Below are 22,070 nucleotides of genomic sequence, written 5' to 3' on the forward strand. Positions count from 1 at the left end.
TTTGACCTGCATGCAGGTGGCGCCCACACCGTGGCGCACCGCACGCGACCGTTCGTGGAGCCTCTCATGATTGCCAAGCCCGCCACCAAGTACCAGCCGATCGCCCCCGTTGCGCTCACCGACCGCACCTGGCCTTCGCGTTCCATCACCCAGGCACCGATCTGGTTGTCCACCGACCTGCGCGACGGCAACCAGGCCCTGTTCGAGCCGATGAACGGCGAGCGCAAGATGCGCCTGTTCCAGGAGCTCGTGCGCATCGGCTTCAAGGAGATCGAGGTCGGCTTTCCGGCCGCCTCGCAGACCGATTTCGACTTCGTGCGCCGCCTGATCGACGAGGACCTGGTGCCCGCGGACGTGACCCTCATGGTCATGACGCAGTCGCGCGCCGACCTGATCGAGCGCACCGTGGAAGCCGTGCGCGGCGCCCCGCGCGCCATCGTGCACCTGTACAACGCCACGGCACCGGCCTGGCGGCGCATCGTCTTCGGCATGAACGTGACGCAGGTCATGGAGTTCATCGACCAGCATGTGTCGCACTTGAAGCGCCTGACCGATGCCGAGCCCGGCACGCAGTGGACGCTGCAGTACTCGCCCGAGACCTTCAGCGCGACCGAACTCGAAGTCTCGCTGCGCGCCTGCCAGACCGCGATCAAGGCCTGGGGCGTGGGTCCGGACCGGCGCATCATCATCAACCTGCCGACCACGGTGGAGAACGCCACGCCCAACGTGTTCGCCGACCAGATCGAGTGGATGCACCGGCGCCTGGCGCCGCGCGAGCACGTGGTGCTCTCGGTGCACCCGCACAACGACCGCGGCACCGGCGTGGCCGCGGCCGAGCTGGCGATGATGGCCGGTGCCGACCGCGTCGAAGGCTGCCTCTTCGGCAACGGCGAGCGCTGCGGCAACGTGGACATCGTGACCCTGGCGCTCAACATGTACACCCAGGGCGTGCACCCGGGGCTGGATTTCTCGGACATCACCGCCGTGGCGCGCGTGGCCGAGGAATGCACGGCCCTGCCCGTGCACCCGCGCCACCCCTATGCGGGCGACCTGGTGTTCACCGCGTTCTCGGGCTCGCACCAGGACGCGATCAAGAAGGGCTTTGCCGCGCAGGACCCGAACAGCCTGTGGGAAGTGCCCTACCTGCCCATCGACCCGGCCGACCTGGGCCGCACCTACGACAGCGTGATCCGCGTGAACAGCCAGTCGGGCAAGGGCGGCATCGCCTTCCTGCTCGAACGCGAGCACGGCGTGGTGATGCCACGGCGCATGCAGGTCGAGTTCAGCGCCGTGGTGCAGCGCCAGACCGACGCCAGCGAGGGCGAGATGACCGGCGATGCGCTGTGGAAGCTGTTCCAGTCCACCTACCTGGCCAGCGGCCCCGAGGCGGCCATCGTCTGCCACGGCCACAAGCTGGCCGATGACGGCCAGGGCATCGAGCTCGACGTGAGCATCGATGGCGTGCGCCAGACCCTGCAAGGGCAGGGCAACGGCCCGATTGCCGCCACGGTGGATGCCCTGGGCCTGCCGCTGCGCGTGGACCACTACGAGGAGCGTGCCACGGGCACGGGGGCCAACGCCCAGGCCCTGGCCATCGTGGAAGCCGCGCTCGAAGGCGTGGCCGGCTCCACCTTCGGTGCGGGCACCAGCCACAACATCGTGACCGCCTCGGTGCAGGCCATCGTGAGCGTGGCCAACCGCCTGGCCCAGCGCCGCGAGGCGACGCGCACGGCCGCAGCAACGGCATAGGACAGAAAAGCAGCACACGGGCCAGGGTGGCGCAGCCTTCACAAAAGGCAGGCGCCACGGCGGGGCATTCACCCCCGCCGGCAGGGTACGGTACGCTTGCGATCCATGCGTGTCCTTTCCTGCCTGGCCCTGGTGTCCGCAGCGCTGCTGATTGCAGGCTGCGGCAGCTCCCGGCCCACCCCGTCGTCGTCTTCCTCCTCCTTCCCGTCCGCCCCGGTCCGCACCACGCCGCCGCTGAGCCCGGACCAGGCGCATGGCATCGCCATCCATGCGCTGGGCCTGGTGGGCACGCCCTACCGCTACGGCGGCAATACGCCGGATTCGGGCTTCGACTGCAGCGGGCTGATCGGCTATGTCTACCGCAACCAGGTCGGCACGCCGCCGCCGCGCACCGTGGCCGCGCTCAACAGCTGGGGCTACCCGCTCGAAGGCGGCGAACTGCGCGCTGGCGACCTGGTGGTGTTCGGCACCGGGCGCCAGCCCAACCATGCGGGCATCTACGTGGGGGAGGGGCGCTTCGTGCATGCGCCGTCGACGGGTGGCACCGTGCGCCTCGATTACCTGAGTGCCAAGCACTGGGCCGGCCAGAAGCCCGCTTTCCGCCGGCCCTGATCAACTCGCCAGGCGCTTGCCCGCCATGGCCTGGGCAAAGGCCAGGTGGTTGCCGTCCGGATCCGTCACCAGGATCACGCGCACTTTCTTGCTGTTCGAGCGCTGGGCAGTGTCCACGCCCATGCGTTCCAGTTGCTCGCCCTGCTCGTCGATGTCGTCCACCGCCAGCGTGACCGAGCACCGACCGGCGCGCCTGGGCAGCTCATAGACTTGCAGCCAGCCGCCCTGCGGCAGCGTCCATTCCGCCAGCTCCGGCATGGGCTGCGAATCGGGGCCCCGCTCGAACAGGGCGCCATACCATTGCACCGCGTCGGGCAGGCTGCTGACAGCGACACTGGCAAGGGCGTTCTGGATGGCCATGGAAACTCCTGGGGACGGGCGGTGGGACTGGCTAGGGCCTGCTAACACTAATTTCTGGGTCGCGAAGGCCCTTGCCGGCGTGCCAATCTAGGCGCGTGACGCCGCGTGTGCATGTGCACACGCAAGGAGCGCAACGGCGAGTGGCGCGCCGGCAAGAGCCTTCCCTTCGGGTTGCCCGGCCTGGGGGCCGTCTGCGGCGTTGCCCGCGCTTGCAAGGTGCACACCTTGCTGCGCGCGGGCGTCTTGCACCCAGCCCCCAGGCCGGGCAACGCGATCCCTGAAATTAGTGTTAACAGGCCCTAGGTATATCTGCGGCGTGGGTGAAAGGCTGTAGGACAGCACCCTAGCGCAAAGCCCTCCCGCGACCAAGGCGAAAATGGCGGGCATGACCCTCCACGTACACACCACCCCCACGACCGCCGCGCTGTCCACCCACGACACGACCCGCATCGACGACACCCGCATCAAGGCCGTGCGCCCGCTGATCACCCCGGCCCTGCTGCAGGAATGGCAGCCAGCGCCCGAGGCCGCGCAGACGCTGGTGGAAAGCAGCCGTGCCGCGATCTCGCGCGTGCTGCACGGGCAGGACGACCGCCTCATCGTGGTGGTGGGGCCATGCTCCATCCACGACCACGGCCAGGCCATGGAGTACGCACGCGCGCTCAAGGCACAGGCCGATGCGCTGGCGGGCGACCTGCTGGTGGTGATGCGCGTGTACTTCGAGAAGCCGCGCACCACCGTGGGCTGGAAGGGCTACATCAACGACCCGCACCTCGACGGCAGCTTCGCCATCAACGAGGGGCTGGAGATGGCGCGTGCGCTGCTGCTCGACGTGCTGGCGCTGGGCCTGCCCGTGGGCACGGAGTTCCTGGACCTCCTGAGCCCGCAGTTCATCAGCGACCTGGTGAGCTGGGGTGCGATCGGCGCACGCACGACCGAAAGCCAGAGCCACCGCCAGCTGGCCAGCGGCCTGTCGTGCCCCGTGGGCTTCAAGAACGGCACCGACGGCGGCGTGAAGGTGGCCAGCGACGCCATCCAGGCCGCCCAAGCGGCGCACGCCTTCATGGGCATGACCAAGATGGGCCAGGCCGCGATCTTCGAGACGCGCGGCAACAACGACTGCCACGTGATCCTGCGCGGCGGCAAACAGCCCAACTACAGCGCGGCCGACGTGGAAGCCGCCTGCGCCATGCTGCAGTCGGCCGGCCTGCGCCCGCAGGTGATGATCGACGTCTCGCACGCCAACAGCAGCAAGCAGCACCAGCGCCAGATCACCGTGGCCGAGGACGTGGCGCGGCAGATCGCCGCGGGCGACGCGCGCATCACCGGCCTGATGGTCGAGAGCCACCTGCAGGAAGGCCGCCAGGACATCGTGCCCGGCCAGGCGCTGGCGCACGGCGTGTCGGTCACGGACGCCTGCATCAGCCTGGCACAGACGGTGCCCGTGCTGCAGGGTCTGGCCGACGCCGTGCGCGCACGGCGAGCGTTGAAGGGCTGATTCAGGACCGGGACGGCCGGGCCGCGCTGCCGTCCACATTGTGGGCGGTGGCCAGCAGCGTGGCGCACAGGGTTTCGTCGCCCGACTCCGCCACCGCATAGACGTCCGCCGCGCAGACCGTGAGCGTGCGCCCGGCATTGACCACGCGGCCCCGGGCGCGCAGGCAGCTGCCCCGCGCGGGGGCCAGCAGTTTCACATGGGCATCGACGGTGGAATTGACCCAGCCGGCCGGCAACGTGCTGCCGGCCGCCGCCACGGCCGCGAAGTCGGCCAGCGCGAAGACCGCCGTGGCCTGCATCTGGCCTGTGCGAAAACACAGGGACTCCTGCATGGGCATCTCCAGGTCCACCCGTCCGGGGGCCACCCGGGTGAAGCGCAGGCCCAGGGTCTGCGCAATGGGCATGGCCAGCACGTGGGCTTGCAACAGATCGGCGGGGGCGGTGGGACTGGGGGTCATGGTGAACTCCGGTGGGATGAAGAGGGGAGGCCGGCGGCACGCCTGCGCACGCGGGGCCAGGGCGCCGCAGGGGAGGAAGCGGAAGGCGGAGAAGAAGGGGAAGACGGCGCCCTGGCCTGAAGCCAGGCCATGTGCTCCAGCACCTTCTGGCGCTGTGCCTGCAGCACGGCCGCCTGGTCGGCCAGTTCCTGTGCGCGCTGCTGCAGGGCCTGCACCATGGCGGCGATGGTGAGCCGGCCGCTGCGAAAGTCCGCCAGGTGCTCGGCGATGCGCGGCAACGCAAAGCCGAGCTGGCGCGACATGGCGATGAAGACCACCTCACGCTCGGAGCCTTCGGCGTAGTCGCGGTAGCCGTTGGGCCGGCGCTCGGGCTGCAGCAGCCCCTGGCTTTCGTAGTGCCGCAGGGCATGCACCGAGACCGAGGTGCGGCGGGCGAGTTCGGAAATCTGCATGCGACGAAGGCTAGCAAGCCTCGTGCTGCACGAAGGTTGCCTGCGCGACTGCCCGGGAGGGCTTCCATGCGGGTTTTGCGGGACCTGTGCGCCCGGCATCCCGGTGTAGGATGGCCCTATTAAGGTTGCAGGGAACCTTTTTTGCGTCTAGAAACGGTGGTTGGGTGCGCCAACAGGCTTGGGCGCCCGGCCGCAGTCAGTCCCCTTTCCATTTTTTCTCTCCACCACCGACTCCGGTCCGGGTACTTCCCTCCATGCTGGCTACACCGCTCCCTGCAAGAACCTGTCTTCGACAGGTGGATACGCGCGGCCCGGGCAGCACCCGGAGCGCATGACGATGCAGCACCCAGAGCACGCCACCGCTGAGGCTGCGCGGCTCCATGCACTGCAGTCCTACGCCATCCTGGACACCCCGTCCGAGGATGCTTTCGACAAGCTGGCAGTGCTGGCCGCACGCATCTGCCAGACACCCATGGCGGTGGTCAATTTCGTGGACAGCGAGCGCCAGTGGTTCAAGGCGGCTGTAGGCATCCCGTTCCAGGAGACCGACCGCGCCGTCGCGTTCTGCTCCCACGCACTGCACGGCAGCAAGGAGCCGGTGGTGGTGGACGATGCCAGCGCGCACCCGGTGTTCGCGCACAACCCGCTGGTGACCGGCAGCCCGCACATCCGCTTCTACGCCTGTGTTCCGCTGGTCAATGGCGAAGGCTTTGCCCTGGGCACGCTGGCCGTGCTGGACACCCGCGTGCGCGGCCTGGAGGCCGAGCAGCTCGAAGGCCTCACGGTGCTGGCCGAGCAGGCCATGCTGCAGCTGGAGCTGCGGCGCCAGCAGCGCCTGCTGGCCCAATTGGTGGAGCAGCGCGACCGCATGCACGACGAGCTCGTGGAGCAGGGCGAGACGCTGCGCGTGGCCGGCCGCATCGCCCAGGTGGGCGGCTGGATCGTGGAGCTGCCCAGCATGCGCCTGAGCTGGTCGCAGGAGATTGCCGCCGCCTATGGGCTCACCCGACGGGTGAGTGCCGTGGGCCAGGTCCAGGGCCTGTACGCACCACCGTACCGCGCCGCCTTGCGCGCCGCCTTCAGGGCCTGCATGCGGCAAGGCACCCCCTTCGACCTGGAGGCCGAGGTCGTCATGCCGGGTGGCCGGCATTTCTGGGTGCGCACGGCCGGCCAGGCGGTGCGGGATGCGCAGGGCCGCATCGTCCGCATCCAGGGGGCCTTCCAGGACATCTCGGCACGCCATGAGGCCGATCTGGCACTGCAGCGCAGCGAAGAGCGCTTCCAGCTCGTCTCGCGCGCCACGGCCGATGCGATCTGGGACTGGAACCTGACCACCGACGCCATGTGGTGGAACGAGGGCATGCAAAGCCTGTTCGGGGTGCCGCTCGGCGAGCTGCCGCCGGACAGCACCTCCTGGACGCTGCGCCTGCACCCCGAGGACAGCGAAGCCGTGCTGCGCGGCATCCACGCGGCCATCGACGGGACCGACAGCCACTGGTCGGCCGAGTACCGCTTTCGCCGCCAGGACGGCAGCTATGCCTGGGTGCTGGACCGTGGCTTCCTGATCCGCGACGGCAGCGGGCGCGCGGTGCGCATGGTCGGCGGCATGGCCGACCACAGTGCGCAGAAGGCCGTCGAACTGGAAGCCCAGCGCGACACGCGCAACCATGCCGAGCTGCTGCACCTGCAGCAGCGCATCTCCTCGCTGGACATGCCGCTGGCCGACGTGCTGCACATGGTGGCCGAGGCGGTGCAGCGCCAGACCGGCGCGCGCGGCGCCATGGTCGAATTGCTCGAGGGCCGGCACCTGGCGGCCAAGGCCTCGGCCGGCGACATGGTGCGGCCCGAGGGCGACCTGCTGGCGGTGGATGAAAGCGTTCTCTGGCCCTCGCTCCAGCAGGGCCGCACGGTGCTTTGCAACGACACCGAGGGCGAAGGCTGGGACATGCAGTCCATGCTCCACCGCCGTGGCGTGCGCTCGGTGATGGCCGCGCCGCTGCGCGCAGGGGACGCGGTGGTGGGCTCGCTCACGGTCACCTCGGACCAGGCCAATGCCTTTTCGCGGCGCGACGTGGCGCACCTGGAGATCCTGGCCGAATCGCTCGGGGCCATGGTGCAGCTGCGCCACGTGGCCGGGCAGCTGCATGCCTCGGAGCTGCAGTACCGCATGCTGTTCGACGAGCATCCGCAGCCCATGTGGGTGTACGACCGCGCAAGCCTGCGCATGCTGGCCGTGAACCATGCCATGGTGCACCACTACGGCTACAGCGAAAAGGAGCTGCTGCGCATGCGCATGCAGGACCTGTGGCCGGCGCAGTTCCGCGAGGTCGCCGAACGCAAGCTGCGCGCCATCGACCCGCAGCAGCGCAGCCTCCCCAAGGTGCGCCGGCACGTGCGCAAGGACGGCAGCCTGATCGACATGGAACTCACGGCGGGCAACATCGATTTCAACGGCGTGGCGGCGCGCCAGGTGCTGGCCTCCGATGTGACCGAGCGCGTGCGCAACGAGGCCGAACTGGCGCGCATGGGCCGCGCCCAGCGCCTGCTGAGCGCCTGCAACGAAACCCTGGTGCGCGCCACCTCCGAGGCCACGCTGCTGCAGGCCATCTGCAAGATCGCGGTGGACATCGGCGGCTACCGCATGGGCTGGGTGGGCTTTGCGCGCGACGACGAGCGCAAGTCCATCGAACCGGTGGCCCATGCGGGCCACAACGACAACTACCTCGAGACCCTGAAGCTGAGCTGGTCGGAGGACGAGCCCTTTGGGCGCGGGCCCGCCGGCCGCGCCGTGCGCTCGGGCCGGGCCGAGATCGTGCGCGACATCCGCACGGAGCGCTACTTCATGGACTGGACCGCGCGCATGCTGGAGCACGGCTTCCATGCCGTGGTCTGCCTGCCGCTGCGCGACCGCGACAGCACCTTCGGCCTGCTCTACCTGTATGCGCCAGAGGTGCTGCAGATCAGCGCCGAGGAAACCGCGCTGCTGCAGGAGCTGGCCAACGACCTGGCCTTCGGCATCACCAGCCTGCGCACCCAGAAGGCGCAGCAGCGGCTGCAGGCCTCGGTGCTCAAGGTGGCGGCGGCCGTGTCGGCCAGCACCGGCACGGAGTTCTTCGAGCAGCTGGTGCGCAACATGGCCGATGCCCTCGACGCCCAGGGCGGCTGCGTGGTGCGCCTGCTGCCGCACTACCATGACCAGCCACCGCGGGTGAGCACGCTGGCGGCCGTGCTCGATGGCCAGCTGCTGGCCCCCACCGACTACACCCTGGAAGGCACGCCCAGCCTGCAGCTGCTGAACCAGCGCCAGTTCGTGGTGACCGACGGGGTGCAGCAGCTCTACCCCGAGGCGCCCGTGCTGCGCATGGTGCAGGCGCGCGGCTACGCCGGTCAGCAGCTGTGCAATGCCGATGGCGAGGTGGTGGGCCTGGTGTTCGTGCTGTTCCGCCAGGCCATCGCCGACCCGAACTTCATCATCTCCACCCTGCAGATCTTCGCGGCCCGCGCCTCGGCCGAGATCGAGCGCCAGGTGGCCGATGCGCGCATACGCCACCAGGCCTCGCTGCTGGACAAGGCGCAGGACGCGATCATCGTGCGCGACCTGGAGCACCGCATCATCTTCTGGAACCAGAGCGCCGAGCGCCTGTACGGCTGGTCGAAGCTGCAGGTGCTGGGCCAGTCGATCGAGACCCTGCTCTACGAGGACCCCACACAGTTCCGCCGCGCCACCGAGGCCACGCTGGAGCATGGGGAGTGGACCGGCGAGATCGTGCAGCAGCACCGCGATGGCAGTGCCATCGACGTGGAAGGCCGCTGGACCCTGGTGCGGGGCGACAACGGCCAACCCCATTCCATCCTGGCCATCAACACCGACATCCGCCAGCGCAAGGCCACCGAGCGCGAGATCCAGCGCCTGGCGTTCTACGATCCGCTGACCGGGCTGCCCAACCGCATGCTGCTGATGGACCGCATGCACCAGGCGCTGGCCAGCGCCCGGCGCCACCAGCGCGGCGGGGCACTGCTGTTCATCGACCTGGACAACTTCAAGACCCTGAACGACACCCTGGGCCATGACCAGGGCGACATGCTGCTGCAGCAGGTAGCCCAGCGCCTGAACACCTGCGTGCGCGCCGTGGACACGGTGGCGCGCCTGGGCGGCGACGAGTTCGTGGTGATGCTCGAGGAGCTGAGCTCCCTGCCCGATGAACTGGTGCTGCATGCGCGTTCGGTGGGCGAGAAGATCCTGGCCACGCTGGCGCTGCCCTATGCGCTGGCGGGCTACCAGTACCGCAGCACGCCGAGCATCGGCGTGGCCCCCTTCACGGGTGGGCAGGCCAGCGTGGGCGAGCTGCTCAAGCAGGCCGATCTGGCCATGTACCAGGCCAAGACGGCGGGCCGCAACACCCTGCGCTTCTTCAACCCGCAGATGCAGGCGGTGGTGACCGAACGCGCCTCGCTGGAGACCGACCTGCGCTCGGCCCTGGCGCAGGAAGAGTTCCTGCTGCACTTCCAGCCCCAGGTGCGCCAGTCGGGCCTGGTGGTGGGGGTCGAGGCGCTGCTGCGCTGGGCCCACCCGCAGCGCGGCATGGTCTCGCCGGCGCAGTTCATCCCGCTGGCCGAGGAAACCGGCCTGATCCTGCCGCTGGGCCGCTGGGTGCTGCACACCGCCTGCAAGCTCCTGGCCAGCTGGCAGGACGACCCGGCCCTGAGCCACCTGACCGTGGCCGTCAACGTGAGCTCGCGCCAGTTCCGCCATGCGAGCTTCGTCGACGACGTGGCCCGGGTGCTGGCCATCACCGGAGCGCCCTCGGGCCTGCTCAAGCTGGAACTGACCGAAAGCCTGCTGGTCGAAGACATGGAAACCACCATCGCCACCATGACCGCCCTGCGCTCCTACGGGGTGGGCTTTTCGCTGGACGACTTCGGCACCGGCTACTCGAGCCTGAGCTACCTGAAGCGCATGCCGCTGGACCAGCTCAAGATCGACCAGAGTTTCGTGCGCGACCTGCTGACCGACCCCAACGATGCCGCCATCGTGGACACCATCATCGGGCTGTCGCGCAGCCTGGGCCTGGAAGTCATCGCCGAGGGCGTGGAAACCGCCGAGCAGCGCGAGCTGCTGGCCCGCGCAGGCTGCCAGCTCTACCAGGGCTACCTTTTCAGCCGACCCCTCTCCGTGGACGTCCTGGAGGCCTTCCTGCGCAGTCCTGGGTAGGAAGCCCCCCTGAGTCGCTTCGCGCCTTCCCCCGGAGGGGGACGCCCCCAGCGCGGGGGCACCGGCTTCGGTAGCGCCGGTTTTTAAGGGCATGTCCCGAGTGGAGTGCAGAGAGTGCTGCCGCTTTTGCTTCTGAACCCCGTTTGGCTCACGACAAAGGACCGTGGAGGGACGACCGGATGTTGTTCTCTGTCTTCTTCTTAAAGTCTTTATAAATACATAGTCGTAGTAGTAGAGCCGGGGTACTTGTGTGGACAAGTGCCAATTTCCCAGTCCTGGCAAGCACTTGCGTCGCGCCAAACCCTGTGCGCAGCACGCGGTTCCCGCTGTAGCGCCAACGGGGACAACCCTCGGAAACGGCACTTTGCTGTGGACAACCGGGTGGTTGTGCCAGCAATTCCCCCAAAGTTATGCACAAGGACCTGCCCGGGCCGGGAGAAGTTGCCGCACCGAGGGACTTTTCCCCCCAGGGTTCGGCCTTGTGCAGTCCATCCCCTCCCTTTTCGGCCATCTGCGGACCTGGACGTGGCTGCCGGGCCACCGGATCCACCGGCAAGGCCCCTGGAAGCCCTCCAGGCCCCTGCGGTGCCCCCGACCTGCCACACGGGCTTGCCAGGTGCAAGCAAGGCTCCTCAGCGGGCTGCAAAGGACACGGCTGCCGCTCCCTGCCTGCAGGCAGGCACCAGGCGGCCGCAGCTGCCCTGGCATCAGCCGCCTGCGAGAGGTGCCAGGACGGTCGAACGGCCCTGCCTTGGGTTTTGCTTGTTATTCTTTGATAGCTCTATAAATCAATAGCAGTAGTAGTAGAGCATGGGCTGTTGTGTGGACAAGACCGTTTTTCCCAATGCTGGCGCGCACTTGCGTGGCTTCAAACCCTGTGGCGCGAAGGGGGTGAACTTTGCGCGTGGATGACAACAACTTTCGGCCACGGCAAGGTTCTGTGGATAACCAATGGGTTGTTCGGGAATAGTACCCATGGTTATCCACAGACGGGACCAGGAACCCGGCCACAAAAAACCCGCCGAGGTGGCGGGTGCGTTGGGCGCAGCGCCGGGCCGGCTCAGAAGTGGTAGCCGTAGCGCAGCTGTGCGAAGTTCTCGCCCGGATTGGGTTTCTTCAGGCCGGCGTTGGAGACATGCTGCACGCGCAGCACGATGTCGTGCTGGCGCTGCTCGCCCAGGCTCACGCCCAGGCCCAGGTGCGAGGCGAAGTTGGCACGGGTGCTGAAGGTGCGTTCGGGCGTGACATAGCGCTTGTCGGCCACCGTGAGGCCGATGCCGCCTTCCCAGAACCAGGCCGAGCGGCCCTCGTCCATGCGCAGGCGCAGGGTGGGGGTGACGCCGATCAGCGTGGTGTGCGCGCGCCCGCCCGCCACACCATCGAAGGTCCAGCGGCTGGCATAGACATCCCAGTAGCCCGTGAGCTGACCGCCCCACAGCGGGCGTTGCCAGTCCTTCCAGGGCAGGGTGCCGCCGAGGGTGATGGCGTCCGTGCCGCGCCGGGCCTCGGAGCCCTGCAGGTAAATGGAAGGGGAGGCCTGCGCGCCCTGTGCCAGGGCTGCCCGGGGCAGGGCCGCCAGGGTGCCCAGGGCCAGGAGCACAGAGAGTGAAGCCGCGTGGAAGAGTTTGTTGTTCATGGTTTTTGTTCCGTGGGAATGAACCCCACATCGGTATGTAAGTGAGTGTAGAAATGCCTCCTGTCGCACCTTTGTAGGCCGCCATCCCGCCTTGTTGGCAGAAAAAAAGAAAGGGGCCCGTTCGGGCCCCTTTAGGTGTGCGCCTGGCGCCTGCTTACTTCTGCGGTGCTGGCGCTGCTGTGGCACCAGCGGGCTTGTCGCCGTGACCGCGGTGGCCATGGGGGCCATGCTTGCCATGGCCAGGGCCGCCGTGCGGGCCCATGCGGTGGGCGCGGGCATCGAAGGTCTTTTGCTGCTCGGGCGTCAGCACGGCATAGAAGGCCTTGGTGGCTTCGCCGCGGCGGTCGGCCTCGGCGGCGTGCTGGGCGCGCAGGGCCCGCATGCGGTCGATGCGTTCGGGGGTGGTGAGCTTGTCCAGCTCCTTGCGGTCCAGGCGGGCATGGCCTTCGCCCTGTTGCAGGGAGGCGGTGAAGCTGTTCCAGGCCGGCTCCTGGTTGGGGGTCAGCTTGAGCTGCTCCTTGAGCGCGGCGGCGCGCTGGGCCTTGTGGGCCTGGTGGCGCTCGCGGTGTTCGCCCGGGCCCTTGCGGGCATCGGGGGCGGCAGCCGCACCCACGGCGGGTGGGTTGGTGGGGGTGGGCTGGGCCAGCACCGGCAGGGCCAGGGCGGCGAGGACGGCGGCGGCGAGGGTGTGGCGGGACAGGAAGGCCATGGCGAGAATCCTTTCAGAGGGAGGAAGGGCCCCGGAACGGTGGTTCCAGCGGTTGACTGCAGTGTCTGCCCGCCATGTATCGCCCGCATGCATGTTGTTTGTCCCAGTGTAAAGTTGTGACAAGAAGATCGTCTTTGCCTGCGGGGCGCTGCAGCTATCAAAAGCAGAGCAGAGGCCGGGATTTTCCCTGTCTTGCACCCCAGCCCGGTACGCAAGGGGCGCCGACCACCGACAATGGAGGGTTCCGTGCCAGCGCCGCAGGCGTGCATGGCACCGGTGGACAGCTTCGTCCGGTAACCAGAGGGTTTTTCGTGTTCAAGAACATGATCGTGTACCGCATTGCTCCGCAATGGCAGGTGGAATTGACGCAGGTGGAAGAGGCGCTGGCCAAGGCCCCCTTCATGGAGTGCGGCGCGACGCAGGAAAAGTCGCTGGGCTGGGTGCCACCGCGCGGTGACGAGCATGGCGCCATGGTCGAATCGGTGGGGGGGCAGTGGATCCTGCGCTTCATGGTCGAGTCCAAGGTGCTGCCCGGCTCGGTGCTCAACCGCCGCGTGAAGGAGAAGGCCGAGCGCATCGAGAAGGAAACCGGGCGCAAGCCGGGCAAGAAGGAAAGCAAGGAGCTCAAGGAAGAGGCCAAGCTCGACCTGCTGCCCATGGCCTTCACCAAGCAGGGCTCGATGTGGGTGTGGATCGACAGGGAGGCGCGCACCATCGTGTTCGACACCTCCAGCCAGGGCCGGGCCGACGAAGTGGTGTCGCTGCTGGTCGAATACCTGCCGGGCCTGTCGGTCTCGCTGCTGTACACCGAGACCAGCCCGCAGGCGGCCATGTCGCACTGGCTGAGCACGCAGGAGCCGCCCGTGGGCTTTACCGTGGACCGCGAATGCGAGCTCAAGAGCGCCGACGAGGCCAAGGCCGTGGTGCGCTATTCGCGCCACCCCCTGGACATCGAGGAGGTGCAGGCCCACATCGCCGCCGGCAAGCTGCCGACCAAGCTGGCGCTGACCTGGGACGACCGCGTCTCGCTGATGCTGACCGAGGGCCTGCAGATCAAGAAGGTGTCCTTCCTGGACACCGTGTTCGAAGGCACCAAGGCCGATGACGGCGGCTTCGACACCGACGTGGCGATCGCCACGGGCGAGCTGTCCAAGCTGATCCCCGACCTCATCGAGGCGCTGGGCGGCGAGTCCGACGGCATCGGGGCCAGCGCTGTTGCGCAGGCCATTCCTGCCAGCAGCGGCCCCTCGGGCCCGGGCCTGGCCGCCGCTGCGCCCGTGGCGCCGCGCGGCAAGGACGTGGCCGGGCGGGCCATCACCGGGCCGGCGACGGCACCGGTGGACACCGACCCGGATTCGGCGCCGTTCTGAGCGGGACGGGCGCGGCGCTGACGGGCATGGACATTCCCTGCGGTCGATGAAAGCCATTCCGCCCATCCACCTGGTGCTGGCCTTCGATGCGGTGGCGCGGCTGTGCAGCTTCAGCAAGGCGGCCGAGGAGCTGCACCTGTCGCACAGCACGGTGAGCCACCGCATCCGCGAGCTCGAGTGGCTGCTCTCGCGGCCGCTGTTCGTGCGCAGCACGCGCGCCGTGGCGCTCACGGCCGAAGGCGCGCACCTGCACCAGCAACTCAAGGAGCCGCTGCTGCGCTTGCAGCAGATCTTCGGCGCGGGCGATGCGGGCCAGTTGCCCGTGGTGCGCATCAGCGCCTTGCCCTCGTTCGCCCGCTGGCGCCTGGTGCCGGCCCTGTCACGCCTGGGCGCGCAGCCGCCGGCGTGGGGCGTGGAGATCCACCCCTCCATCGACACGGTGGACCTGGAGCGGGGCGATGCCGACATTGCCGTGCGCTTTGCGCGCACCCGCCCGGTGGCGCACCACTGCGAAAAGCTCATGGACGACGAGTGGTTCCCGGTGGCGGCGCCGGCCTACCTGGAGCGCCTGGGCGTGCCGGCGGGCACGGCCGCGTTCCGCAAGGCGGTGCTGCTCTCGCACACGCGCCAACCCTGGCAGCCCTGGCTGGACAAGGCCGGCATCCGGGTGGCCGCAGCGCGCCAGCAGGGCATGGCGTTCACGGACACGGGCTTCGTGCTCGATGCGGCGCTGGGCCTGCAGGGCATTGCGCTGGGCCGGCGCTCGCTGGTGCTGGATCTGCTGGCCAGCGGCGCGCTGGTGCGCCTGGGCGATGTGGCCCTGCCCGCGGAGCAGTCGTACTACCTGCTGGCGTCGGAGCGCATGGCCATCACGCCGCAGGGGCAGCAGGTGATGGCGTGGATCCGAAGCCTGGCGCCCCCGCAGCGCATCAGTTCCAGAGCGTGAGCACGATGCCGGCCAGCACGCCGGCGATGGCCAGCGACTTCTGGGCGATGAAGCGCTCGCGCAGGAACAGGGCCCCGAGCCCGAAGACCATGACCAGGTTGGTGCGGCGCAGCACGGAGATCACCGAAATCATCGCCCCCTCGGTCTGCACGGCTGCGAGGTAGAGGTACTCTGCCGCCACATAGGCCAGTGCGATCGCAGGCACGGCCCAATGCCGTGTGAACAGGCCGCGCAGCGAGAGGCGCGGCCACACCCAGGGCAGCAGGGCCAGCGCGATCAGGCTGCGCTGCAGCGCCGACCAGGCCTGGACGGCCGCCAGGTCCAGCCGCAGCCCGGCGAGGATGTGCTTGTCGTACAGCGCGTTGGCCGAGGACAGCAGCGTGGCGGCCAGCATGCACAGCACCCAGCCGTCGCGGTGGAAGCGGATCCCTTCCTTGCCGCCGATGCGCGAGAACAGGGCGTAGGACAGCATGGACACCGCCAGGCCCAGCCACTGCCACCAGGTGAGTTGCTCGCCCAGCAGCACGATGGCACCGGCCGCCGTCCACAGCGGGCCCGACGCGCGCACGCCGGCCGAGATCGACAGCGGCAGCGCCTTGACCGCGTAGTACGACAGCACCCAGGTGACGACCATCATCAGCGACTTGGGCAGCACCAGCGCCTGTTCGCGCCAGCCCAGGGGAGCGGGGTACAGGCCCCAGGGCTGCAGCGCGGGCGACGCCGCAGGCGGCACCAGCAGCAATGGCAGCCACAGCAGCGCACCCAGCACCGAGGTCAGCAGCACCACCTCGAGCACACCCCTGTCGCGCAGCGCGAGCTTGGTGAGAAAGTCGTAGCTGCCCAGTACCAGGCCGGCGAAGAGACCCAGGGCGACCCAGGTCATGGAGCACCCCACGGGGCGGGAGAAGACACGGCGGAGAAACGCAGCACGGAATGTTGTCCAGCAAGGAGGAGGAAGAAGTCCCCCAGCGTAGAAACATGGCGGCGCCGATTGATGGCCAATGGCCATGCATTGCTGCGCCGTGTTCAGCAATGCGCCCGGCAGCAGGCGCCTGCGCGGATCACACCCGTTCGAAGATCGCCGCAATCCCCTGGCCGCCGCCGATGCACATGGTCACCAGCGCATAGCGCCCGCCCGTACGGTGCAGCTCGGCGATGGCCTTGGTGGTGATGATGGCGCCGGTGGCACCCACGGGGTGGCCAAGCGAGATGCCCGAGCCGTTGGGGTTGACCCGGGCGGGGTCCAGGCCCAGCTCCTGGATCACCGCGCAGGCCTGGGCGGCGAAGGCCTCGTTGGCCTCGATCACGTCCATGTCCTGCACGCTGAGGCCGGTGCGCTGCATGACCTTCTGCGTCGCCGGTACCGGGCCGATGCCCATGTAGGCCGGCTCCACGCCTGCATGGGCGTAGCCGACCAGGCGGGCCAGGGGTGTGAGGCCCAGGGCCGAGGCGCGTGCACCCGAGGCCAGCACCACGGCGGCGGCGCCGTCGTTGATGCCCGAGGCATTGCCGGCGGTGACCAGGCCGTCCTTCTTGAACGCGGGCTTCATGCCGGCCAGCACCGCGAGCGTGGTGCTGCCGCGCACATGCTCGTCGGTGTCGAAGACCACCGTGCCCTTGCGCGTGGTGATCTCCACCGGCACGATCTGCTCGCGGAAGTAGCCCGCCGCGATGGCGTGGGCCGCGCGCTGCTGGCTCTGCACGGCGAGCTGGTCCTGCGCTTCGCGGCCGATGCGGTAGCGCTCGGCCACGTTCTCGGCGGTGATGCCCATGTGCATCTTCTGCCACGGGTCGTGCAGGATGCCGAGCATGTAATCAATGCTTTTCGCGTCGCCCATGCGCGCACCGTAGCGCGCGGCGGTGTCGAAGTACGGGCCGCGGCTCATGGATTCGCTGCCGCCGCCGATGGCGATGTCGCAATCCCCATAACCGATGGCCTGGGCCGCCGAGATGATGGCCTGCAGCCCCGAGCCGCACAGGCGGTTGACGTTGAAGGCCGGCGTCTCGATGGGGCAGCCGGCGTCGATGGCGGCCACGCGCGCGAGGTAGGCGTCCTTGGTGTCGGTGGGAATCACGTTGCCCATCACCACATGGCCGATGGCATCGGCCGGCAGGCCGCTGCGCGCGATGGCGGCCTTCACGGCGGTGGTGGCCAGCTCGGTGTTGGGCACGTCCTTGAGGCTGCCGCCGAAGGTGCCGATGGCGGTGCGCGCGGTGGAGATCACATAGACGTCTTGCAGGCTGCTCATGGGGAATTTTCTGGAGAAGGAAGGGAGGAATCAGCGCCCGCTGAACTGAGCGGGTCGGCGTGCGTAGAAGGCGGCTATGCCCTCGCGGAAGTCTTCGGTGGCGGCGCAGTGGGCGAAGGCCTGCTGCTCGGCAGCCAGCTGTTCGGGCAGGCTGCGCGTGAGCGATTGGCGCATGAGCCGCTTCATCGCGCCGTAGGCCACGGTGGGGCCGGCGGCCAGGCGCTGGGCCAGGGCCGCGGTGGCGGCATCGAGTTCGGCTGCGGGGACCACGCGGTTCACGAGGCCCAGGCGCAGTGCATCCTCGGCCGTGAAGGCCTCGCCGAGCAGCGCGATCTCCAGCGCGTTGCGCAGGCCCACCATGCGCGGCAGCGCCCAGGAGGCACCCACGTCGCAACTGGTGCCCAGGTTGATGTAGGCCAGGTTCAGGCGCGTACCCTCGGCCATGAGCACATAGTCGGCCTGCAGCAGCATGGACAGGCCGGCACCCGCGGCCGCGCCATGCACCTGGGCGATCACGGGCGCATCGATCTGCGCCAGCAGGGCCAGGCCGGCGTGCAGCGGTTCGAGCAGGTCGATCGCGCCCTGTACGGGGTTGGCACGCAGGGTGGCCAGGTCGCCACCGGCCATGAAGCCCTTGCCGGCGCCGCGCAGCACCACCACGCGCACGCCGGGGTCCTGCGCGATGGCCTGCACGGCCGCGAGGAAGGCCTGTGCCATGGGCACGTCGACGGCATTGAGCGCCGCAGGCCGGTTGAAGCACAGCGTGGCAATGGCGCCCTGGCGCTCGTGCAGCAGGGCAGGAGGCGCGGCCTCGGTGGCGTCGGTCATGGCAGGGGTTCCTCAGCGGTAGAGCGCTTCGATCTCGGCGGCGTAGGTCTTGTAGATGCTGGAGCGGCGCACCTTCATGGTGGCGGTGACTTCGCCGTCGTCGTGGTCCAGCTCCTTGGTGAGCAGGTGGAACTGGCGGATCTGCGAGACCTGGGCCAGGCGCTCGTTGCCGCGGCGGATCTCGGTGTCGATGAGCTCGCGCACCTCGGGTGCCTCCACCAGCGAACGGAAATGCGTGAACGCCAGGCGCCGGGCCTCGGCCCACTTGCCCACGGTCTCGTAGTCGATCATCACCAGCGCACCGACGAACTTGCGGCCCTCGGCGACGATGATGCATTCCTTGATGAAGGGGCTGCCCTTCATGGTGTTCTCGATCTCCGAGGGCGTGAGGTTCTTGCCGCCGGCGGTGATCATGATGTCCTTGAGCCGGTCCACGATCTTGATCTGGCCCTGCTCCTCGCGCACCACGTCGCCGGTGTGCAGCCAGCCGTCGACGATGCTGGTGGCGGTGGCCTCGGGGTTCTTGTAATAGCCCGCGAACACCATGTCGCCGCGCAGCTGCAGCTCGCCGTTGTCGGCAATGCGGTGCTCCACGCCCAGGATGGGAACACCCACGGTTCCGACCACCACCTGGTCCAGCCGGTGGCCCGTGACCATGCCGGTGGATTCGGTCAGGCCGTAGACTTCCACCAGCGGCAGGCCGAGCACGCGAAAGAAGCGCACCACGTCGGGCGGAATGGGGGCGGCCCCGGTGAGGGCCACGCGCGCCTCGCGCAGGCCGATGAAGTTCTGCAGCGCGCGGAACACCAGCCAGTAGCTGGCGGCGAAGGCCATGCGCTCGCCCAGGCTCCAGGCGCTGCGCGGCTTCTCGGCCAGGGGCTGGCAGGCGGCCATGGCGCGGTGGAACAGCCGGCGGCGCAGGCCCCCGGTCTCCTGCAGCTTGATGTGGATGGCGGCGTGCATCTTCTCCCAGATGCGTGGCACGCCGAGGAACATGGTGGGTGCCACCTCGCGCAGGTCTTCCTGCACGGTGCGGATCGACTCGCCGAAGTTCACCTGTGAACCGATGTACACCGGCACGAAGCTGGTGAGCATCTGCTCGGCCACGTGGCACAGCGGCAGGTAGGACAGGTGCGTGGTGGCCGCGTCGAGCTGCAGCCGATCGACGATGCCGGGCACCACGCCGCGGATGTTGCGGTAGCTGATCATCGCGCCCTTGGGCTTGCCGGTGGAGCCCGAGGTGTAGATCATCAGGCCCACGTCGTCGAGCGTCTGGCGCGCCAGCGCCTCGTCCACCAGCGCCTGCGACCCCGCGGCGGCGCCCAGCGCCTCGACCTCGGCGAAGGTGGCGATCAGCGCGCGCACCTCGGGCGCGAAACTGCGCAGGCCCTTGGTCTCGATGACGATGATCTTTTTCAGGCGCGGCAGCTCGGGCAGGGCGGCGAGCAGCTTGTCGGTCTGCTCCTGGTCTTCGCAGACCATGACCTCGATGTCGGCATGGCCGACCACGTAGGCCACCTCGTTGCTGGGGCTGGTGGGGTAGACGCCCACGGTGACTGCGCCGACCAGGCCCGCGCCCATCTGGGCGAGCACCCATTCCGTGCGGTTCTCCGAGATCACGCCCACATGGCCGCCGGCCGGCAGGCCGAGCGCGCGCAGGCCCAGGCCAAAGTGGCAGGCGCGCTCGTGGTAGCGGGCCCAGGTGAAGGGCTTCCAGATGCCGAAGTCCTTTTGCCGGATGGCCACGCGGCCCGGTTCGGCTCGCGCGCGCTCGCGCAGCATCTGGGGCAGGGTGAGTTCGGGGAGGTTCATGACAGCCATCTCTTGCGGCGCTTGTAGTGCTTGATGTCCTTGAAGCTCTTGGCTTCGCCACCACCCCCCATGCCCAGGTAGAACTCGCGCACGTCGGGGTCGTTGGCCAGGCGCTCGGCCGAGCCGTCGATCACGATCTTGCCGTTCTCCATGATGTAGCCCTGGTGGGCCACGGCCAGGGCCACGGTGGCGTTCTGCTCCACCAGCAGCATGGAGGTGCCGCGCTCGGCGTTGATGCGCGCGATGATGGTGAAGATGTCTTCCACCAGCTTGGGCGACAGGCCCAGCGAAGGCTCGTCGAGCAGGATCAGCTGGGGCTGGGCGATGAGCGCGCGGCCGATGGCCAGCATCTGCTGCTCGCCACCCGAGAGGTACCCGGCCAGACCCCTGCGGCGCTCGTGCAGGCGCGGAAAGTAGCTGTAGACGCTGTCGAAGTCGGGCTTCGCATCGGCGCGGCCCGTGAGCGCATAGGTCGCGGCCACCAGGTTCTCTTCGACCGTGAGGTCCTCGAACACGCGGCGGCCCTCCATCACGTGCGAGAGGCCGCTGCGCACCAGCTGCTGCGGTGCCAGGCCCGCGGTGGGCTGGCCGTTGAAGCGGATGCTGCCCGATTCGACCGTGCCGTCTTCGAGCGCCAGCAGGCCCGAGATGGCCTTGAGCGTGGTGGACTTGCCCGCGCCGTTGCTGCCCAGCAATGCCACGATCTGGCCGCGCGGCACGGCCAGCGACAGGCCGCGCAGGGCCTGCACGACCTTGTTGTAGATGACCTCGATGTTGTTGACTTCGAGGACGAACTCAGGAGCGTGCGGCATCACGGTCTCGGCGGCTGGGAAGGAGCACTGCGAACCGCGCCGCACCCGGCGCATGCCGTGGGCGCTGCTCTGCCAGCGCACCCGTGGAACCGGCTTTGCCGGGCCTCGGGGTGCGTCCCCCTGAAGGGGGAAGGCGCGAAGCGACTCAGGGGGGGTGTCAGGAACATCAGAGCTTGATCCAGTCGGAAGCCGCGACCATCTTCTGCGCCTTCATGTCCGCGCGGTACACGCGCCCCACGGGGATGGAGTTGCCGCTGATGGTGATCGGCACGCCGATCAGGCCACCGGTGTCGAAGTCCTTGATGCTGTTGAGCGCGGCCTTGAGGTTCTTGCCGTCGAGCGGCTTGCCCGCATCCAGGCAGCGCTTGGCCGATTCGGTGAACAGCATGGCGGCGAGAAAGCCCTGGATGTAGGCCGTGCTCTGGTACTCGGGGCGCAGCGCGCGGATCTTCTCCAGCATGGGCGCCTTCTCGGTGTCGTAGTAGTAGCGGTAGGGCATCACACCCATGAAGCCGTCGGCGGCCTCGCCCATCTTCATCACGGTGGAACTGTCCATGGTCCAGAAGGTGCCCATCCACTTGCTGGTCATGCCCTGCTGTTTGCCCTGGGTGATGAACTCGGGGATGGGCGCCAGGATGTAGCCGTGGAAGATGGTGTAGTCGGGCGCGGCACGGCGCAGCTTGATGACCTCGCCCGAGACGTCCACGCTGCCCGCAGGCGTCATGATCTTGACGGGCACCGACAGGCCGAGCGCTTTGGCCGCGGCCTCGCTCTTGTCGATGGGGTCGCGGCCGAACTCGGAGTCCGAGTACACGAAGGCCACCTTGGCGCCGGGCTTCTCCTTGGCGATGTGCTTGAGCAGGATGCCGAACATCTCGGTGTAGTCGGGTCCCACGAGGAACTGGTTCGGGTACTTGGCGGGGTCGTTGAGTTCGGACGCGAAGGAGGCGCCGGCCATCAGGGTGGTGCCGGCACGGTCGAGCTCGGGGTTGATGGTCTTGGAAAAGCCCGTGGAGTCGCCGTAGTAGAGGTTCACCTTGTTCTGGCTGGTGATCTTCTTGTACGCGGCGACCGAAACGTCGACCTTGTAGCCCGTGTCCTCGGGCACGTACTTGAGCTTGCGGCCCTTGATGCCGCCCGCATCGTTGACCATCTTCACGTAGTCGCCGATGCCGGCGTTGATGCCCACGCCCGCGAACGCGAACACGCCGGTGAGCGGGATGGAGCCGCCGATCACGATGTCTTCGCCGCTGGCCTGCGCGGTGGCGGTGAGCGGCGCGGCGAGCGTGGCGCCCGCGGCGAGCAGCAGGGAGCGGCGGCGCTGTGACGTGGGGGATGCGTTGGTGGTGGTGGGCATGGTGCTTGTCT

General features: G+C 68.6%; 17 protein-coding genes. 6 read left to right on the forward strand and 11 right to left on the reverse strand.

Annotation, left to right across the window (positions count from 1 at the left end; translation table 11 throughout):
- Nucleotides 1–66 precede the first annotated feature (66 nt).
- Nucleotides 67–1,749: a 2-isopropylmalate synthase gene (leuA, locus tag AC07PA_RS02175; protein ID WP_494603520.1), complete on the forward strand. Its 1,683-nt coding sequence runs from the start codon at nt 67–69 to the stop codon at nt 1,747–1,749.
- Between the two features lie 105 nt (nt 1,750–1,854).
- Nucleotides 1,855–2,361 (forward strand): C40 family peptidase, encoded by a 507-nt coding sequence (locus AC07PA_RS02180; RefSeq protein WP_007862273.1) that lies wholly within the window; start codon nt 1,855–1,857, stop codon nt 2,359–2,361.
- On the opposite strand, the gene AC07PA_RS02185 is transcribed toward AC07PA_RS02180, so the two are convergent.
- Entirely contained in the window at nt 2,362–2,721 is a 360-nt protein-coding gene (locus AC07PA_RS02185) for a VOC family protein (protein ID WP_494603518.1), read from the reverse strand.
- A 376-nt stretch (nt 2,722–3,097) separates the two neighbouring features.
- On the opposite strand from AC07PA_RS02185, the gene AC07PA_RS02190 reads away from it, so the two are divergent.
- Nucleotides 3,098–4,219 (forward strand): 3-deoxy-7-phosphoheptulonate synthase, encoded by a 1,122-nt coding sequence (locus tag AC07PA_RS02190; RefSeq protein ID WP_007861552.1) that lies wholly within the window; start codon nt 3,098–3,100, stop codon nt 4,217–4,219.
- A 1-nt stretch (nt 4,220) separates the two neighbouring features.
- Here the strand turns inward: AC07PA_RS02190 and AC07PA_RS02195 are convergent, their stop codons facing one another.
- The gene (locus AC07PA_RS02195) at nt 4,221–4,676 is read right to left on the reverse strand and encodes a PaaI family thioesterase (protein WP_494603516.1); all 456 of its coding nucleotides are present in this window, start codon (nt 4,674–4,676) and stop codon (nt 4,221–4,223) included.
- Nucleotides 4,673–5,128, reverse strand: a complete 456-nt coding sequence (locus AC07PA_RS02200) for a MerR family DNA-binding transcriptional regulator (RefSeq protein WP_494603514.1) — start codon at nt 5,126–5,128, stop codon at nt 4,673–4,675. The genes AC07PA_RS02195 and AC07PA_RS02200 overlap by 4 nt, the downstream gene beginning before the upstream one ends.
- 337 nt (nt 5,129–5,465) lie before the next feature.
- On the opposite strand from AC07PA_RS02200, the gene AC07PA_RS02205 reads away from it, so the two are divergent.
- The gene (locus AC07PA_RS02205; protein ID WP_494604124.1) at nt 5,466–10,340 is read left to right on the forward strand and encodes an EAL domain-containing protein; all 4,875 of its coding nucleotides are present in this window, start codon (nt 5,466–5,468) and stop codon (nt 10,338–10,340) included.
- Between the two features lie 1,060 nt (nt 10,341–11,400).
- Here the strand turns inward: AC07PA_RS02205 and AC07PA_RS02210 are convergent.
- Complete coding sequence (locus AC07PA_RS02210) at nt 11,401–11,976, reverse strand: acyloxyacyl hydrolase (protein ID WP_007861548.1); 576 nt, start codon at nt 11,974–11,976, stop codon at nt 11,401–11,403.
- A gap of 154 nt (nt 11,977–12,130) precedes the next feature.
- Entirely contained in the window at nt 12,131–12,685 is a 555-nt protein-coding gene (locus tag AC07PA_RS02215; RefSeq protein WP_007861547.1) for a Spy/CpxP family protein refolding chaperone, read from the reverse strand.
- Between the two features lie 311 nt (nt 12,686–12,996).
- On the opposite strand from AC07PA_RS02215, the gene AC07PA_RS02220 reads away from it, so the two are divergent.
- Together AC07PA_RS02220 and AC07PA_RS02225 are read left to right on the forward strand one after the other, a co-directional pair.
- A complete protein-coding gene (locus AC07PA_RS02220; RefSeq protein WP_494603511.1) occupies nt 12,997–14,055 on the forward strand; it encodes a recombination-associated protein RdgC in 1,059 nt (352 codons plus the stop codon).
- A gap of 46 nt (nt 14,056–14,101) precedes the next feature.
- Complete coding sequence (locus AC07PA_RS02225; RefSeq protein WP_494603509.1) at nt 14,102–15,001, forward strand: LysR substrate-binding domain-containing protein; 900 nt, start codon at nt 14,102–14,104, stop codon at nt 14,999–15,001.
- Here AC07PA_RS02225 and AC07PA_RS02230 read toward each other — a convergent pair.
- The 6 genes from AC07PA_RS02230 to AC07PA_RS02255 all read right to left on the reverse strand — a co-directional run bounded on the left by AC07PA_RS02230 (nt 14,985) and on the right by AC07PA_RS02255 (nt 22,059).
- Nucleotides 14,985–15,884, reverse strand: a complete 900-nt coding sequence (locus AC07PA_RS02230) for an EamA family transporter (RefSeq protein WP_494603507.1) — start codon at nt 15,882–15,884, stop codon at nt 14,985–14,987. The two genes, AC07PA_RS02225 and AC07PA_RS02230, sit on opposite strands and share 17 nt — an antisense overlap.
- Nucleotides 15,885–16,062: 178 nt before the next feature.
- Nucleotides 16,063–17,250 (reverse strand): acetyl-CoA C-acyltransferase family protein, encoded by a 1,188-nt coding sequence (locus tag AC07PA_RS02235; RefSeq protein ID WP_494603505.1) that lies wholly within the window; start codon nt 17,248–17,250, stop codon nt 16,063–16,065.
- Between the two features lie 30 nt (nt 17,251–17,280).
- A complete protein-coding gene (locus AC07PA_RS02240) occupies nt 17,281–18,078 on the reverse strand; it encodes an enoyl-CoA hydratase/isomerase family protein (protein ID WP_494603503.1) in 798 nt (265 codons plus the stop codon).
- Nucleotides 18,079–18,090: 12 nt separating this feature from the next.
- Complete coding sequence (locus AC07PA_RS02245) at nt 18,091–19,890, reverse strand: AMP-dependent synthetase/ligase (RefSeq protein ID WP_494603501.1); 1,800 nt, start codon at nt 19,888–19,890, stop codon at nt 18,091–18,093.
- Nucleotides 19,887–20,702, reverse strand: a complete 816-nt coding sequence (locus tag AC07PA_RS02250) for an ABC transporter ATP-binding protein (protein WP_494603500.1) — start codon at nt 20,700–20,702, stop codon at nt 19,887–19,889. Before AC07PA_RS02250 ends, AC07PA_RS02245 begins: the two co-directional genes overlap by 4 nt.
- 166 nt (nt 20,703–20,868) lie before the next feature.
- Complete coding sequence (locus AC07PA_RS02255; RefSeq protein ID WP_494603499.1) at nt 20,869–22,059, reverse strand: ABC transporter substrate-binding protein; 1,191 nt, start codon at nt 22,057–22,059, stop codon at nt 20,869–20,871.
- Between the last annotated feature and the right edge of the window lie 11 nt (nt 22,060–22,070).

This window comes from Acidovorax sp. GW821-FHT09B03 (assembly GCF_059418305.1).

What these genes read in the sequence shown, in the direction of transcription:
- leuA (WP_494603520.1), top strand. Translation starts at nt 67, where the DNA reads ATGATTGCCAAGCCCGCCACCAAGTACCAGCCGATCGCCCCCGTTGCG.
- AC07PA_RS02180 (WP_007862273.1), top strand. Translation starts at nt 1,855, where the DNA reads ATGCGTGTCCTTTCCTGCCTGGCCCTGGTGTCCGCAGCGCTGCTGATT.
- AC07PA_RS02185 (WP_494603518.1), bottom strand. Translation starts at nt 2,721, where the DNA reads ATGGCCATCCAGAACGCCCTTGCCAGTGTCGCTGTCAGCAGCCTGCCC.
- AC07PA_RS02190 (WP_007861552.1), top strand. Translation starts at nt 3,098, where the DNA reads ATGGCGGGCATGACCCTCCACGTACACACCACCCCCACGACCGCCGCG.
- AC07PA_RS02195 (WP_494603516.1), bottom strand. Translation starts at nt 4,676, where the DNA reads ATGACCCCCAGTCCCACCGCCCCCGCCGATCTGTTGCAAGCCCACGTG.
- AC07PA_RS02200 (WP_494603514.1), bottom strand. Translation starts at nt 5,128, where the DNA reads ATGCAGATTTCCGAACTCGCCCGCCGCACCTCGGTCTCGGTGCATGCC.
- AC07PA_RS02205 (WP_494604124.1), top strand. Translation starts at nt 5,466, where the DNA reads ATGCAGCACCCAGAGCACGCCACCGCTGAGGCTGCGCGGCTCCATGCA.
- AC07PA_RS02210 (WP_007861548.1), bottom strand. Translation starts at nt 11,976, where the DNA reads ATGAACAACAAACTCTTCCACGCGGCTTCACTCTCTGTGCTCCTGGCC.
- AC07PA_RS02215 (WP_007861547.1), bottom strand. Translation starts at nt 12,685, where the DNA reads ATGGCCTTCCTGTCCCGCCACACCCTCGCCGCCGCCGTCCTCGCCGCC.
- AC07PA_RS02225 (WP_494603509.1), top strand. Translation starts at nt 14,102, where the DNA reads ATGAAAGCCATTCCGCCCATCCACCTGGTGCTGGCCTTCGATGCGGTG.
- AC07PA_RS02230 (WP_494603507.1), bottom strand. Translation starts at nt 15,884, where the DNA reads ATGACCTGGGTCGCCCTGGGTCTCTTCGCCGGCCTGGTACTGGGCAGC.
- AC07PA_RS02235 (WP_494603505.1), bottom strand. Translation starts at nt 17,250, where the DNA reads ATGAGCAGCCTGCAAGACGTCTATGTGATCTCCACCGCGCGCACCGCC.
- AC07PA_RS02240 (WP_494603503.1), bottom strand. Translation starts at nt 18,078, where the DNA reads ATGACCGACGCCACCGAGGCCGCGCCTCCTGCCCTGCTGCACGAGCGC.
- AC07PA_RS02245 (WP_494603501.1), bottom strand. Translation starts at nt 19,890, where the DNA reads ATGAACCTCCCCGAACTCACCCTGCCCCAGATGCTGCGCGAGCGCGCG.
- AC07PA_RS02250 (WP_494603500.1), bottom strand. Translation starts at nt 20,702, where the DNA reads ATGCCGCACGCTCCTGAGTTCGTCCTCGAAGTCAACAACATCGAGGTC.
- AC07PA_RS02255 (WP_494603499.1), bottom strand. Translation starts at nt 22,059, where the DNA reads ATGCCCACCACCACCAACGCATCCCCCACGTCACAGCGCCGCCGCTCC.